Genomic DNA, 14832 nt, shown 5'->3' with positions numbered 1-14832 from the left:
GGACTAGTGAACTCCTGGTTTCCTAAGCCGCCCTCTAGTCCGTGGGGGTAGTGAGTTTGCTTGGCGGAGAGGAAAATGAAATATTGCCCTGTAAATGCATGGTACGTAGCATGCTGGTCCGCCGACTTGGCAATTGGCCACGCGCTAGGCCGCAAATTCCTGGATCAGGATGTTGCACTTTTCCGCGCCGAGGATGGAACAGTCAGCGCGTTGCATGACCGATGCCCCCATCGATTTGCGCCGCTCAGCGCGGGAGTAGTTCGCAACGGCATTTTGCAATGCCCTTATCATGGTTTGGAGTTCAACGGTTCGGGCGCCTGTACACATAATCCATATGGACCGGTCTTACGTTCGGCCGCGGTCCGCAGCTACCCTACTGCGGAGCGGCATCGCGCGATATGGATATGGATGGGCGATGCGGATGCGGCCGACGAGAATCTGATTCCGGACCTATCGGTTCTGGCGGAAGCGCCCGACAGTGCGTTCAGCAGCGGCTATCTGCACACCCAATGTAATTTCGAGATTGTCATCGACAATATCCTCGATCTTACTCACACTGATTATCTGCATGCCAATTCCATCGCTGGAACGGGAATGACCACCAGCTCGAAACCGGTGACGCGGGAAACGAAGGACGGCTTGCGGGTGGAGTGGCTGGCCTCCGGCATTCCGCTGTCGCCATTCCATGCCCGGTTGTACCCACATATTGAGCGCGCTGACCAAGTGGTTCGTATGGATTGGTACGCGCCGGCCGCAATCCGCCTGGATGCGATTTTCATGCCCACCGGACAGCCTGAGGAAAAGGGTTTCGCAAATCTCAACCTGCATCTCATGACACCCGAGACCAAGACGACGACGCACTATTTCTTCGCGGCGACGCGCACTTATCAGTTGGAGGACGAGGCCCTCAACCGAAGTGTTGCAGAGGCCCGCTACAAGGTATTTTCGACCGAGGACAAACCTATTCTGAACCTCGTACAGGAACGGATGGGCGACGCAGACTTCTGGGATCTGAAGCCCTTGCTGCTTGGTGTCGACGAGGCGGCCGTAAGAGCGCGACGGTGGATCGCCAAGATGCCTTGAGCAAACCTGGCGCACTACGCCGGGCGGCGCTCGGCGCGGTGCGCGGCATCCTTGCCCGTCAGTCAATCATCGTGCGTTGAACCAAGGCGCCCCTGATGTGATCGGCGGAATCAAAGGCCGAGCACACGCTCCGCAGTGCCGTGAAGGAAATTCTCGAGAAAGGCGTCGCTGAAGCCTAGCTCCTGCCACTCGCGCAACAAGCGCGGATAAGGAATGCTGGGGTAATCGCTGCCGAACATCATCTTGTCCTTCAGCCGTCCGCGCATGTCGCGCACAATCTGTTCAGGAAGATATTTCGGACCCCAGCCCGACATTTCCCAAAATACGTTTGCCTTGTGCAACGCAACCACTGTCGTCTCGTCAATCCAGGGATAGCCGGGATGAGCCATAATGATCGTAAGCGAAGGAAAGTCGGCCGCCAGAGAGTCGATCGCCGCAGGATGCGCGTGGCGGGTCTTTGCGCCCATTCCGCCAGGCATGCCCGCCCCCATGCCGGTCATTCCCACGTCGATCATTACAGGGACGTTCAACGCCGCAATCTCCTCGAAAAGCGGATAGTGGCGGACGTCGTCGACGCTGAAATGCTGCATGATAGGATGAAAATGAAATCCGATCATACCGAGATCGCGGACAGCATGGCGCGCTTCGCGGATGGCAAGTTCGCCCGTCGCCGGCTCGACCGCGCCCCAAGCGCCGATCATGCAATCGGAATACCGATCGCGCATACCGGCGACATAATCGTTCGAGCAAGGCGGCGTGGCGATCGTGGTCGAAAGGTCCAGCGCGACGAGGCAAGCTTCAATTCCGTTCTCGCGAAACTCCGCCGCGACCTCATCCTCTTCCTTACACGTCCAGTCGCGCTTCCAATATTTGGCGAGCGCGTCGACATATGGCCCCTGACAATCAATCCAGGTCTTGGTGTTGGGATAGCAATGAAGATCGATGATACGCATCTGCGGTTCCTTTATGCGCCGGTCCAGACTGGCGCGCGCTTTTCGGCGAACGCCCGGGGCCCCTCGATGCTGTCGCGACTGGCCTGGCGCATTTCTTCTGCGGGATAGGTCGCCGCCATTGCTTCAGGCAGGGCAAGTCGCAGTCCGTCCGAAACACATTCCTTGATCGCGCGGATAGACAAAGGCGCGCAGGCGAGAATATCCGAAGTCCAGCTTGCAACCGCTTTGTCGAGATGTTCGACTGGGACGACTTCGTTCACAAGACCCAGTTCATAAGCCCGTGCCGCGTTCAACTCGCGGCCGGTCAGAAGATGCCCCATCGCGATCTTGAGCGGAATCTGGCGCGGAAGGCGATGAATGCCCCCGGCGAAAGGAATCAGCCCGCGCCGCGCTTCTGGCAAGCCGAAGATGGCGTCCTCAGCTGCGATAATGATGTCGCAAGCCAAGGCGAGTTCGAAACCTCCGCCCAGGGCGTAACCCGCCACTTTCGCGATAATCGGCTTGGGATAGTCATGGCGGTCAGTTAGGCGGCGGATAGAATGCCAACGCGCTGCGATCTCCGGGTCCTCGCCTTGGGAAAGCTCGCGCAAGTCGCGTCCGACCGAGAATGCCCGATCTCCCGCGCCGGTGAGCACCAGCACATGCACCGCCTCGTTAGTCGCGCAGTGATCCAGCGCCTCGCTCAAGGCCAGATGGGCGTGGCTGTCCATCGCGTTCAACCGTTCCGGACGATTGATCGTCAGATGCGCGACGCCGTTTGCGATCTCCAAGAGCAATGAAGCGGTCACGCGTTTATCGTTCCGCCAATCGGGCCTGCAAGCGCGCGATCAGCTGTTGAAAAGGCGGCTCCTTCAACGATCGCAACTGCTGGCTGGTTTCGTGCTGGAATGTCTCGTAGTGAGTGCTGCGCGCCGCTAGGCGAAGAGAGGCTTTCGTCGCGATCAACAGGTCTCGCGGAAGCGCCTCTCCACCGCGCGCCAGGTTGATCGCGGCGGGAACGAGATCGTCGGGCTCGAATACATCGTCGACCAGTCCGCAAGCCTTGGCCATCTGCGCATCCGCCACCGTTCCCAACAGCAGCATGCGCGTTGCTGCCGGCCAACTTACGGCGCGCAGCAGCATCCAACTGTGCCCCCCGCCAGGATGCAATCCGATCTGAAGGAAGCGCGTGTCGAACGACGCTTGCGCGCTCGCCACTCTTAGATCACAGGCAAGTGCGAGATTCATTCCCGCACCGACCGCTGGACCATTGACCGCCGCGATCGTAGGCAATGGGCAATCGGCAACGTCCATGAAAGACTGGTAGACAGCTTCGACATTGGCGACCTCGCCATTCGCGGCGGCCTTCAGGTCTTCGAGATCAGCGCCCGCGCAGAATGCGGGCGAAGCCCCCGTGATAACCAGCGCGTGGACACGTGGATCTTCGCCAGCCTCCCTGACAGCCGAAGACAAGGCGTCGCACATCGCGCGGGTCAATGTGTTTCGGCGGGCCGGATCGTTGAGCCTTAGCTCAAGCACGGCACCGTGATGCACGGCTTGCACCAGGCTCATGCGGGCTTCGACATTCGTGCTTTTACCTCCACCACGAGATCCTTTTTCGAGACCTTGCCGAAGTTGCTGAGCGGGAAGGTCTCGAACCGCTCCATCCGTTCGGGATACTTGTACCTGGCCAATTCAAAAGGCTCGAGAAACGCGATGAGTTCGGGCAGATCGATCTGATGCCCATCTCGAACGACGACGCAGGCACAGTTCTTCTCGCCGAGCATCGGATCGGGCATTGCCACGCACGCCACGTTCTCTACCGCAGGATGTCGCAGGATAAGCTCTTCTATCTCCTCGGCACTGATCTTTTCAGCGCCGCGATTAATCAGATCCTTCTTGCGTCCCTCAACCATGTAGTTGCCCGACGCATGCTGTCGCATCAAATCGCCGGAACGATAGAAGCCATCGGGCGTGAAAGCCCGCGCATTGTGCTCTTCCGCCCGGTAATAACCGCGCAGCGTGTAGGGACCCCGGCAACAGAGTTCGCCGATTTCGCCGAACGGCACCTCCTCGTCATCCTCACCCAGCAGCATGATCTCGTCGTCCGGGCAGATCTTGCGTCCAACAGTCTCCATGCGGACGTCGAGCGGATCGTCGAGGCGAACGAACATCAGCAGGCCCTCGGCCATGCCGAAATTTTCCTGGACCGTGACGTTGCGGAATACACTTGCGGTTCGTCGACGGATCTCGGGTTGGAGACGCTGCCCTCCGCTCTGGATCACTCTGACAGACGACAGGTTGAAGTCAGCCGATAGCGGGCTTTCAGTCCAGCGGATCAACAGCGCCGGCACCGCATGGATATGAGTCACGCCATAGCGTTCGACTAACGGAAAGATTTCTTCCGGAGCGGTGGACGTGTGCAAAACTGTGGTGGCGCCATTCATCATGAAGCCCTGCAGCCCTGGGCAGGCGAGCGGCAGGTTGTGCCCGATGGGCAGGATGTCCAGAAGCACACTGTCCGGATCAATTGCGCAAACCGATGCAGCCATGCGACTGTTATAGGCATAATCGTTGTGCGTGCGCGGGATAAGCTTCGGGATCCCGGTCGTACCACCGGAGAGTAGGAACAGAGCGGGCTCGGTCGGGTCGATTACAATTGCATCCAGATCGCTCGCCGGCCGCCTCGCAGGGCGTTCAATGAGATCGGTAAGCGATTCAAACCCCGGAGGGGCCGCTCCGAGGACCAGACCGTACTTAAGATGTGGCGCCTCAGTTCGAATGCGCTCGATCATGGCGGTGAAAGAAAAGTCGCGGTGTCGATCCGGCGTTACCGACGCGACGGCCTCAGAAATCTTTACGAAATAGCTTATCTCGCGAAAGCGATGGGGCGCCAGCGCCAATACCGGGATCGCCCCGATCTTCTGCAATGCAAGGTGCAGATAAGCGAACTCGATGACGTTGAGCATTTGCACGACCAGGCGATCGCGGGGCGCAATGCCCAGATCGAGCAGATTAAGCGCCAAGTTTGTCGCGCGCGCATCAAGTTCGCGATAAGTGACCTGGCGGCAAGCGTCTCGCAATGCGATGCGATCCGCGAAGCGGTCGCACAGCTCCTTGAAGACCTGGCGCAGCGGTTCGTCGCGCCAATATCCCTTGGCGCGATAAGCCGCGGCGAATTCGGGAGGGAAAGGAACCACGCCGTCCATGACCCGGCTCAGCTGACGAAGCTGTAGCCGCCGTCGACAACGACGGTCTGGCCAGTGGTGAAATGGAGGCGGGTTGCCAGTGTCAATACAGCCTCACCCACATCTTCCGGCGTCGCGCAGCGGCGCAACGGCGTCTGCTTGGCTCGCCGTTCCATCAGTCGCTCGTAATTGTCGCCAAGCGTCCGCTCCATCCATTCGCCTTCAAGCCAGCCAGGCGCAACGGCATTGACGCGGATATTCGGGCCGAGTGCGCCGGCCATGGTGCGCGTCATCGAGATGATCGCCGCCTTGCTCGACGAATAGGGAAGAGGTTGCGGACCCGGACGCAGCCCCACGATGCTCGCGGTGTTCACCACATTCGCCTTTGGCATGGCCTTCAGCAGCCGTGTCGCATGCTTGGTGACCAGGAAAGTGCCGCGCACGTTCACTGCGAACACGCGATCGAAATCGTCGACCTCCATAGTGTCGAATTTGTCGGGTGGGACCTCGCTGGTGGTGCCTGCATTGTTGACAAGCAGATCGAGGCGTCCGCCGAAGTGCCGATCCACTGCGGCCATCATCTCGACCACTTGTCCTTCGTCACTTACATCGGCGCAAACGAGCATCGTCTGGGCGCCCGCCTGCCTGGCGATACGTTCAGTCTCACGTGCCGCCGCTTCGCTGCGGCTATAGTTGATTGCCACATCGAACCCGTCAGCCGCCAACGCCTGAACGATCGCTCGGCCGATTCCCGTGGACGCGCCAGTAACCAACGCCACTTTCCTCATTGCTTCGCGCCCTTTTCCGATCATAATCAATTTCGATCACAATCGTTTTTTGGAACGGTTGTCAATGCTTTTTTGACGTTGCCCAAACGATCCTTCCGGTGCAGCCGACGCTTCAGCAGGCCGGAATTTTTCCACTGGCCGTCAAACCCAGGAGTGGAAGCGCGAGCAGGTCCCGCAGCTTGGCAATGCCCGATGCGATATCTTCGCCAGAGGCAGCCCATTCCCGAACCGCAGCGGTATAAATGGCGAACAGTGACGCCGCTGCGGAGCCGGCGTCGATTGCGGACGATATCCGCCCGGCTCGCTGCATGCGCTCAACCCAGTGGGTCAATTCGGTTCGCGCCTCATTCCGCCGGGCCAAGATACGGTTCATGTGCGGGTTTCCAACGTAAAATTCCATCTGCTGAAGCACGTGGCTGCTCAGCGCAGGAATGCGGGCCCAAAAGCTGTAGAGACGCCCTAATCCTTCTACCAGCATGTCTTCGAGCGACGCCGCTTCGTCGATGTCCGCGAATAATGGCGGTAGCGAGCGCAACTGCTCCACGAAGATCATCGCCAGCAGGCCCGCCTTGTCCTTGCTATAGGCCAATACCGTGCCGAAGCCGACATCGGCGCTTTCCGCAATCTGGCGCAGCGTCGTACCTTCATAGCCATTTTTTATGAAAAGCTCGTGCGCGGCCACTCGGATCGCGCGCTCCTTGGCGAGCTTATTGCGTTCGCGAAGACCGAGAACGTCAGCTTTCGTCATGCAGGTTCTCCGACAGAAGTTGGTGGAACGCAACGTTGCTCATCGGAAGACATGTAATGCTTCCTTTGTAAAGTTTTGAGCCTGATGTTCCGTTCGCCCCGAGCCCAACCTGCGAAAGGCGGGAGATCGAACCGTAGGCCGCCTGTGAACCTGATTGGCAAGCTCGTCGGCGTCTTCCAGTCCGACGAATGTGCAAAATGCTTCAGTTCATGCGGATATAAACCGGACCAATCGAAAAACACCCTAGCCTGGCATGTTTCGACTATCATTCCCCAACATGTTAAAGGTCCATCCACCGGCGTGCTCTTCGCCGCAATTCCGCCAATGACACCGGGCCGAGCGCAAGCAGCATGTCGTGAAGATCGGGCAGTGAGAAGCGTTCGCCCAACTGGGCCTCGGCTTCGGCGCGGAGCTCCACGATCGTCCGCTCGCCGATCTTGTAGCTCAGTGCTTGCGCCGGCATTCCGATGTAGCGGTCGACCTCGGACTCACAGGTGACCAGCGGCAGAAAACTCGTTTCGACCAAGTATGCGATCGCTTGTTCGCGGCTCCATCCCTTCCAGTGGATGCCGGTGTCGACGACCAGCCGGGCTGCTCGCCACAACGCGAAGGCAAGCAGCCCGAAATGGTCGGCGGGATCCTCGTAAAGCCCGAGGTCGTGATCGAGGCGCTCGCAATAGAGCGCCCACCCTTCCACATAGCCGTTGTAGTCTGCCCATGTGAAACGCCGAAATTCGGGCAGGTGCTGGAGTTCATTAGCAATCGCCATCTGCATCAAATGTCCGGGCCAGGCTTCATGCAGCGTAAGCGCGGTTATCAGGTGCAGAGGTAACTTTTCCGGCAAGGCGGTCAGCCAGAAGATGCCTGGCATGCTTCGGTCCGCCGGTGCGAGTTGGGCCAGCGCCGGCGGCAGAGAGGCTGACGCCGCCGCCGTGAAACCCCGCCGCCGGGCACCTGGGATGACTATCTGAGAATGTATTCAGAACCCGACTTTCTCACGGATTCCCGAAAATCGAAACGCTTCCGGCTCAGCCTGCAATTCGTTGCCGAGCTGACGCAGATGGAACAAAATCCAGAAGGTCTTTCCGCCATCTACCATCTTTACCGCGATGACATTTCACGCAGTTTGACGGCGCTGAGACAACTGAACATCATAACGCTGCCATTCGGATTGGAAACGACCACCGAAATGCACATGCAAATTCTTCTCGGTGCGGCATATCAGATGGCATCCGACAAGGATCTTTCCGTAACGGTGGCTACAGCGGCACCCCGACAAAGCCTCGCCCTCACCGCCGGTTTGGTCGACTCCGACGACGAGGATGGGGCTGAAGCATGATGTTCGCTTCCAGCAAGCGGCTGCCCTGATCGGGAGAATTTCACGCGTCATCTAGAATGCTTGTTCAGCACCGACGAACAAGCCTCGGCGTGGCCCCCATTGCGGCAGGCCGGCATTGCTTCGCGTGTCGATCTGGTAACGACGATCGAATGCATTGATGACGTCCATTCTAAGATCGAGCGGACGGGCGCCGATCCCTTCCACGCGGAAAGTCACGTCGAAATTGGCTTGAATATAACCGGGCAGATCACCTTGCGACATGCCGCTGCCATAAAGCAGTTCGGTGCCCAGACTTAATCGGCCCGATCGGTAGGTGCCACCCGCCGAAGCAGCGAAACGCTGAGTTCCCTCGGGCCGCACCCAATGGTGGGCGACATAATCCAGTTGGGCCGGGGCAAAATCGCCTTGCCCGGCCTCGATCGTCCTGGCCTTGGCGTCAATGAAGGACAAATTGGCCCAGCCTGCGAGCTTATCACCATGATATGTAGCGCTTAATTCTATGCCTGTGAAGCGCCCGCGACGGTAATTGAAGGGTCTCGACATCAGCGGAGAGCCTTCCTGCAGCTCACTGATGAGATGATCCGCGTCACGCCGGAATGCGTCGATCCCGAAAGTGATGCGTCCGACTTTCTGTTGGACTCCGAAATCGTAGTAGTTATCGTTTTCAGCCCGGATTTTCGTGCTCGAAATCGCCAATGCGCCGCCAGTCCATGCCGGATAAAGGCTCGGTACGACCAGATAACGAGCATAGCCCCCATGCAATACGGTCCCCGACGCGGCGGCCCATACCAGGTTGAGGCGAGGGCCCAACGAAGACCCTCCGACTTCCCCGACCAGCTTATCGAACCGCACCCCGAAATTGACCGTCAGCCGATCCGCGGGCTTCCATTCGTCCTGAGCGAAGAGGCTGGTCTCCGTCCGATGCTCTTTGTCGCGGTTGGTGATTGCCGCCGTGCCCAGTCCTGCCGAGCCGGATAGCTGCAAACTTCCCCGAAAGCGGCTCCGTATCGTGTCGTAGTTAAAAACACCGCCGATGCGCAGAATGTGGTACTCATCGACATGGAAATCGCCGTCCGTTTGCAAACCGCCGGCAAGTCCGATTTCGGCTATTCGCCCCCCCAGGCCGGTAATATCGAGGCCGGAACTCGCGCCAGGTTGCAACGCGTTCCGGGAGTGACGACCGAACAGGGATATCTGAAGCGTCCTTGTCTTGTCCGAAGTCAAGTAACTCAGGGCGCCGAACTGGTCGGCTCGGTGCATGTAACCGCCATTGAACGGGTTCTCCGGCAAATTGGCCGGCGGGCCGGAACGATCGGTCGGGCCTTCCGGTATCTCGAAGCGTTCGTTCGACGCGCCGGCGATGAGCGATAGGCGAGACTGGCTGTCAATCACATGGTCGATGAACGTCATGCCTTCGATCTGGTCCGTACGATCGTGTGCCGGATGCGAACTGCCGTCCGGCGAAGCCAGGCCGACATCGTCGCGCAGATAGCTGCCGGTCACGAAATAACTGGTGGCGCCCGATGCACCGCCATATTCGATCGCCGGTTCGAACTGACCATGACTGCCGCCATAAAGCTCTAACTGGCCGCCCGCTCCATAAAGCCCGTTTTTTGTCGTGATGTTGACGACGCCGCCAACCTCCAGCCCGTACTGGGCGGGCAATGCACCGGTAATCAGCTCGATCCGTTCGGCCAAACGAGGGCTCAATTGCTCCCCGAGATCTGCGACGCCACCCGGAATGATGATGTTGTTGATGCGATACTGCACGCCCGATTGGGAGCCGCGGACGCTTATCGCACCCTTGCCGACCTGAGCCACTCCAGGCGCCTGCAGCAAGGCTTGCGCGATGCTGGTCGTTTCGCCCGCGGGACGGCTTTCCAATGCCTCATTGTCGAGGGCGAACGTCGTCGCGCCCAGGCTTGCTTCCACCGTGTTTCGCGCGGCGTCGAGATGGTGTGCGGTGATAACGATCTCGGCTGGTGCGGCGCTTGGTCGAACATCGTCATCATCGTCGTCATCATCGTCGTGAGCCGGTGCAGCCAGGGCCGCGACAGGCAGCATGGCAAAGCAAGAAAGCGCGCACACGACATACATACGTCGTGCCGCCTGGATGATGCGCAACAACTCTGTCCTCCCATGACTCTCGGGCGGTCCGATAGTCGCTTAGAGCGCACGAACTAAGTTGTGATTTCCCAATCTGGCCGGCGAGGCACTGCAAAGCCAATGTCATATTCTTGTCGCCAATCGCGAATATCCCCGGACTGAACGCAAGCAATCGCAGGTGTGATCCGCACGCAGCCCATGCGATGCGCGGCGCGCGGCGGGGATGGAACGGAATTGCGCATTCTCCTTGTCGAGGACGATCGGGAAGTCGCTGCTTCGCTGACGCAGCGCCTGAGTGAACTGGGTCATGCGGTAAGAAGCTCCGATAACGGCATCGAAGCGATGCATCTTGGTTCCACGGAAACTTTCGACGCGATCGTACTCGATCGGATGCTGCCCGGCCTCGAAGGACTTGCAGTACTCGAGCAGTTGCGGGCGACCGGGGTTATGACGCCTATCCTTATCCTCACCGCCAAGGGCGGTATCGCCGATCGGGTGGATGGACTGAACGCCGGCGCCGACGACTATCTCGTCAAACCTTTCAATCTCAACGAGCTGGTCGCCCGTCTCAACGCGCTGCTTCGCCGACCGCCGTTGAGCGACGTTCCGCTGCAACTCCATGTCGGCGACATAGCGGTCGATGTCTTGCGGCGAGCCGTCACCCGCGCGGGACGGCCCATTCCTCTCCAGCCCCGTGAGCTCGCCATGCTGGAACTATTGATGCGCAACGCCGGCCGCGTCGTCACGCGCACCATGTTCCTTGAACACGTCTGGAATTTCCATTTCGACCCCCAGACCAATATCGTCGAAAGCAATCTTAGCCGTCTGAGATCGAAACTGCGGGATGGTTTCGCTGACGATCCGATAAAGACGGTCCGCGGCGTAGGATATCGGATCGGGCATGCCGTCTAACTGGCATTCGAGCGCGGCCTATCGTATTGCCTTCACATATGCCGCCGCCTTCGCGGCAACTATCCTGCTGCTGGGTGCAGCCGTATATCTGGCCGCCGACGCTGAGTTTCGCCGCCAACGCGACACGGTTCTCGCCGAGGAAATGGACGATCTTTCGCAGGAGGGGTTGGGTGAGAAACTGATCCACCAGATTGCCGAGCGCAGCAAACTGCGCACGCGCCGTGATTTCGGCTATGCCCTGTTCGCCCCGGCGGGCCGGCGGATCGGGGGAATGCTGGACATACCGCGCCCGGCGACCGGGTACAGCACAGTCCCGTTCCGCGATGCCAGGGAAGGACGCGAATATGTGCGCGCCACCGCGCTTGACTTGCGTGACGGCAGCCGGCTCGTCGTGGCGTTGGACCCCGAGGGGGTGGAGGCTATCGACCGGACCATTCTTTTGCTCTTCGCCATAGCCTTCGTCGCCGTACTTGCGATTGGCGGAATCGGGGCCCTGATTTTTGGACGATATCTGCGGGGCCGGTTGAATCACATCAGGGTGACGGCGGATGCCATTGTCCCAGGCGATAGCAGTCAACGCATCGCAGTGGGAACCGCAGGCGACGAATTTGACGAGGCGGCGTTCGCGCTCAATCGAATGCTCGACCGAATCTCCGGATTGATGGAAAACCTGCGGCAAGTGTCGAGCGACGTGGCGCATGATCTGCGGACACCCCTGCTTCGTCTGCGCAATCAACTCGAACAGGTCGGCACGGTGGAGGGCGCGGAAGTTCGGGCCATCGAGCTGGGGGATGAGATGCTGCGTCTTTTCGCCTCAATCCTACGTATTGCCGAAGTCGAAGGAGGTGGCCTTCAGAGGTACTTCGTGCCTGTTGATTTTAGCCGGCTGGCAAACGAGATCGCCGAAGACTTCGCTTCCGCGCTGGCCGACAGCGGCCATCGGTTGCGCTGGAGCGTCACGGCGGGGATCACCGTGCTTGGTGATCGCGAACTGCTGGCTCAACTGATCGCCAACCAGCTCGACAACGTGCGCGTTCATACCCCGCCGGGCACTGCGGTCGTCCTCGATCTTTTCGCCGCTGGCAATAACCTCGTGCTCACCGTCGCGGATGATGGGCCGGGCGTCTCGGCAAAGGACCGCGCGCACCTGTTGCGCCGCTTCTTTCGCGGCGACGCCAGCCGCACCACGCCGGGCAATGGTCTCGGCCTTAGCCTTGTAGCCGCGATTGCCACCGCGCATGGGGGAAGAGTAACACTCGGCGATATGCGGCCCGGCCTGGGCGTGACGACCATATTGCCGAAACAGCCGGAGTAAATGTCGGCTCAACGCCGAGAATGGGCGCCGGCGATCCGACCCGCCGCCTGCTTCATTAAATAATCCCAATGTTGGACTACTGTAACGCGTCCGTCATGATGGCTTCCTAGCCAGCCCCGACGCCATTGGGGGCGAGGGAGTTCTACGCATGAAATCGAAATCTGGCTCGGCCGCGCGGCGCGCGGGCGTGAGCGCGCTCGCGCTCGTTCTCGGCACACTGAGCGCCGCCGCCCATGCGGAGACTGGCGCCGACGTGGAAACGGAGGCTTCTTCTTCCGACATCGCCGAAGGATCGAACATCGTCGTTACGGGAACCAAGGCAAACGAGATCGCGCCTGCCACGTCCTCACTGGAGGCGCGTCAACCGCAGTCGATCGTCAGCCGCACATTGATTGAAGATTCGCTGCCCGCTACCGCCGACTTCGACCAGATCGCGCTCATTACGCCCAGCGTATCGAACTTCGGCGGCAACAACGGCATCGGCCTGTCCGAATCCAAGGCACAGATCCGCGGGTTCCAGGATGGCGAGTACAACATCACGTACGACGGTATTCCCTTCGGTGACACCAATGACCCGACTCACCATTCGACCACCTTCTTCCCGTCAAACACGATCGAGACATTGGTGGTAGACCGTGGGCCCGGCAACGCCAGCCAGCTCGGCCAGGCCACTTTCGGCGGCAACATCAACCTGTTCAGCCGGGCAGCGCGCGACGATTTTGGCGGCCAGCTCAAGGCGGCCTATGGCAGCTTCGACACGTGGCTGCTGCGGGGGATGGTGAACACCGGCGCGATCAATCAACTCGGCGGCACCAAAATCGTGCTGACAGGCCAATATGAAGACACAAACGGCCGTTTGACGCACGAACCCTACAAGAATTACAATCTGTTCGGCAAAGCCGTGGTGCCGATTTCCCCCGACGTCTCGCTGACACTCTTGGGCACATACAATCACAACAAGTTCAACCAGCCGGACAAGGACGGCTCGACGCTGTCTCAAGAGGCGCTCTACGGCAAGTACTTCAGCCTGAACAACGATCCAGCGACGCCGCAGTACTATGGTTATAACCGCACTACCAAGGTTACGGATTTCGAGATCGTCAAGCTGGAGGCGAACATCGCGCCAGGCAGCACGTTCGAGAACCGCGCTTACACCTATTACTACGACAACGAGACGCTGTCGGCGCTGGACGTTACCGGGGCGACGGCCAACACAACCACGCTTGCCGATGGCAAGACCAAGGTCGCCGGACATGTTCCAGGATATACCAAGACCAATCAGTACCGGGTCTACGGCGACATCGCAAAGCTGAAGCTCCAGCTGGCGCCTTTCGCTACGCTGACCGTGGGCGGCATGATCGAATGGAGCCGAACCTTTCGTCAGCAGACTGACGTCGATCTGACAACCGGCGGCTTCAACTATATCGAGAAGAAAGTCACCGCGCCTGCTACCGGCCTCCATCCCGGTGCCGTGACGCCGCAATACGTCAAGTTCAACCAGAACAGCCAGGGCGATAACGCCGCCGAATTTGTCGAACTGGAACTACGGCCGTTACCGGGTCTGTCGATCACGCCCGGCTTCAAGCATGTCGATTACACCCGCAAGATCAACGCAGCCTACAATCAGACCACGCGCTATGCGCAGAGACTGAGCCGCACCTATGGTGCAAACCTTCCCTTCCTGCAGGCGAACTGGCAGGCTACGCCGCAACTTGCCTTCTATGCCGAATACGCCAGAGGCTTCCTGATCCCGCCTCTGACTTCGCTCTACGTCGACAATCCCCAGCACTCGAACATCGCGCCCGAACGGTCCACCAACTATCAGACGGGTTTCGTCTATCACGGCAGCCGCCTTTCAGTGGACGCCGACGTCTACACGATAGATTTCACCAATAAGTTCACTTCGGTGAGCGATCCAGTGTTCGGTACGGTCTGGACGAATATCGGCGGCGCGCTCTACCAGGGCGTCGAAGGCCAGGTGACCTACGCGGTGACTGACGACATCGGCGTGTTCGCTAACGGTTCGCTCAACCGCGCGATCGCCAAGGACACGCGCTTGCAGATCGCCAACGCGCCGAAGGCCACCGCCGCTGCCGGCATCATCATCAAACACGGGCCGATCCGGTTCTCCCTGATCGACAAGCTGACGGGCGCGCAATACGCCAACAACGCAAACGGAACGAATGACCCCACATATCGGAAGTATCGCATCGCCCCTTACAACACGACCATATTGGCAGCGAGCTATCAATACGGCGCTTTCCGTTTTGGCGTGCAAGTCACAGATCTGTTCGACTCGCGGCGCGCGACCAACATCACGTCCAACAGCAAGACGGCACCGGCCTCGATCGGTCTGCCCCTGGCGAACAACTTCGATCAATACTTCTATCAGCCGGGCCGCGCGGTCTCGGGCGATGTGAC

General features: G+C 59.6%; 13 protein-coding genes and 1 pseudogene. 6 read left to right on the top strand and 8 right to left on the bottom strand.

The features are described 5' to 3' along the window. Positions 1–75 precede the first annotated feature (75 nt). Together V7D69_RS16195 and V7D69_RS09980 are read left to right on the top strand one after the other, a co-directional pair. A pseudogene (locus V7D69_RS16195) lies at positions 76–333 on the top strand (Rieske 2Fe-2S domain-containing protein); the annotation flags it as partial. Positions 334–408: 75 nt separating this feature from the next. Then, a complete protein-coding gene (locus V7D69_RS09980) occupies positions 409–1083 on the top strand; it encodes a hypothetical protein (RefSeq protein ID WP_333605720.1) in 675 nt (224 codons plus the stop codon). A 110-nt stretch (positions 1084–1193) separates the two neighbouring features. Here the strand turns inward: V7D69_RS09980 and V7D69_RS09975 are convergent, their stop codons facing one another. The 7 genes from V7D69_RS09975 to V7D69_RS09940 all read right to left on the bottom strand — a co-directional run bounded on the left by V7D69_RS09975 (position 1194) and on the right by V7D69_RS09940 (position 7700). Beyond that, a complete protein-coding gene (locus tag V7D69_RS09975) occupies positions 1194–2036 on the bottom strand; it encodes an amidohydrolase family protein (protein ID WP_324062204.1) in 843 nt (280 codons plus the stop codon). A gap of 11 nt (positions 2037–2047) precedes the next feature. Continuing rightward, positions 2048–2824, bottom strand: a complete 777-nt coding sequence (locus V7D69_RS09970) for an enoyl-CoA hydratase-related protein (protein ID WP_333605719.1) — start codon at positions 2822–2824, stop codon at positions 2048–2050. A 4-nt stretch (positions 2825–2828) separates the two neighbouring features. Then, positions 2829–3587 (bottom strand): enoyl-CoA hydratase, encoded by a 759-nt coding sequence (locus tag V7D69_RS09965; protein WP_333605718.1) that lies wholly within the window; start codon positions 3585–3587, stop codon positions 2829–2831. Continuing rightward, positions 3584–5224, bottom strand: a complete 1641-nt coding sequence (locus tag V7D69_RS09960) for a (2,3-dihydroxybenzoyl)adenylate synthase (RefSeq protein WP_333605717.1) — start codon at positions 5222–5224, stop codon at positions 3584–3586. Before V7D69_RS09960 ends, V7D69_RS09965 begins: the two co-directional genes overlap by 4 nt. 8 nt (positions 5225–5232) lie before the next feature. Beyond that, entirely contained in the window at positions 5233–6015 is a 783-nt protein-coding gene (locus V7D69_RS09955) for an SDR family NAD(P)-dependent oxidoreductase (RefSeq protein WP_333605716.1), read from the bottom strand. 88 nt (positions 6016–6103) lie between these two features. Beyond that, on the bottom strand, positions 6104–6739 hold the full coding sequence (locus tag V7D69_RS09950; RefSeq protein WP_324062197.1) for a TetR/AcrR family transcriptional regulator: 636 nt from the start codon (positions 6737–6739) through the stop codon (positions 6104–6106). 280 nt (positions 6740–7019) lie between these two features. Beyond that, the gene (locus V7D69_RS09940) at positions 7020–7700 is read right to left on the bottom strand and encodes a DUF885 domain-containing protein (RefSeq protein ID WP_324062233.1); all 681 of its coding nucleotides are present in this window, start codon (positions 7698–7700) and stop codon (positions 7020–7022) included. 12 nt (positions 7701–7712) lie between these two features. Between V7D69_RS09940 and V7D69_RS09935 the strand changes: the two genes are divergently transcribed. Continuing rightward, entirely contained in the window at positions 7713–8078 is a 366-nt protein-coding gene (locus V7D69_RS09935; protein WP_333605715.1) for a hypothetical protein, read from the top strand. A 51-nt stretch (positions 8079–8129) separates the two neighbouring features. Here V7D69_RS09935 and V7D69_RS09930 read toward each other — a convergent pair whose 3' ends face one another. Next, the gene (locus tag V7D69_RS09930; protein ID WP_333605714.1) at positions 8130–10205 is read right to left on the bottom strand and encodes a TonB-dependent receptor; all 2076 of its coding nucleotides are present in this window, start codon (positions 10203–10205) and stop codon (positions 8130–8132) included. 213 nt (positions 10206–10418) lie between these two features. On the opposite strand from V7D69_RS09930, the gene V7D69_RS09925 reads away from it, so the two are divergent. The 3 genes from V7D69_RS09925 to V7D69_RS09915 form a co-directional block, all read left to right on the top strand. Then, a complete protein-coding gene (locus V7D69_RS09925) occupies positions 10419–11096 on the top strand; it encodes a response regulator transcription factor (RefSeq protein ID WP_324063735.1) in 678 nt (225 codons plus the stop codon). Then, positions 11086–12411 (top strand): sensor histidine kinase, encoded by a 1326-nt coding sequence (locus V7D69_RS09920; RefSeq protein ID WP_324063736.1) that lies wholly within the window; start codon positions 11086–11088, stop codon positions 12409–12411. The genes V7D69_RS09925 and V7D69_RS09920 overlap by 11 nt, the downstream gene beginning before the upstream one ends. A 148-nt stretch (positions 12412–12559) precedes the next feature. After that, the coding region (locus tag V7D69_RS09915) for a TonB-dependent receptor (RefSeq protein ID WP_333605713.1) at positions 12560–14832 on the top strand (2273 nt) is incomplete at its 3' end.

This window comes from Novosphingobium sp., from assembly GCF_036733805.1.
Classification (GTDB): Bacteria; Pseudomonadota; Alphaproteobacteria; order Sphingomonadales; family Sphingomonadaceae; genus Novosphingobium.
Note: the sequence above shows the minus strand (reverse complement) of the source record. Positions and strands in the feature narration are given on the sequence as shown.

Coding starts and splice junctions, on each gene's coding strand:
- V7D69_RS09965 (WP_333605718.1), bottom strand. CDS start 3,587: ATGAGCCTGGTGCAAGCCGTGCATCACGGTGCCGTGCTTGAGCTAAGG.
- V7D69_RS09920 (WP_324063736.1), top strand. CDS start 11,086: ATGCCGTCTAACTGGCATTCGAGCGCGGCCTATCGTATTGCCTTCACA.
- V7D69_RS09955 (WP_333605716.1), bottom strand. CDS start 6,015: ATGATCGGAAAAGGGCGCGAAGCAATGAGGAAAGTGGCGTTGGTTACT.
- V7D69_RS09950 (WP_324062197.1), bottom strand. CDS start 6,739: ATGACGAAAGCTGACGTTCTCGGTCTTCGCGAACGCAATAAGCTCGCC.
- V7D69_RS09975 (WP_324062204.1), bottom strand. CDS start 2,036: ATGCGTATCATCGATCTTCATTGCTATCCCAACACCAAGACCTGGATT.
- V7D69_RS09980 (WP_333605720.1), top strand. CDS start 409: ATGGGCGATGCGGATGCGGCCGACGAGAATCTGATTCCGGACCTATCG.
- V7D69_RS09935 (WP_333605715.1), top strand. CDS start 7,713: ATGTATTCAGAACCCGACTTTCTCACGGATTCCCGAAAATCGAAACGC.
- V7D69_RS09960 (WP_333605717.1), bottom strand. CDS start 5,224: ATGGACGGCGTGGTTCCTTTCCCTCCCGAATTCGCCGCGGCTTATCGC.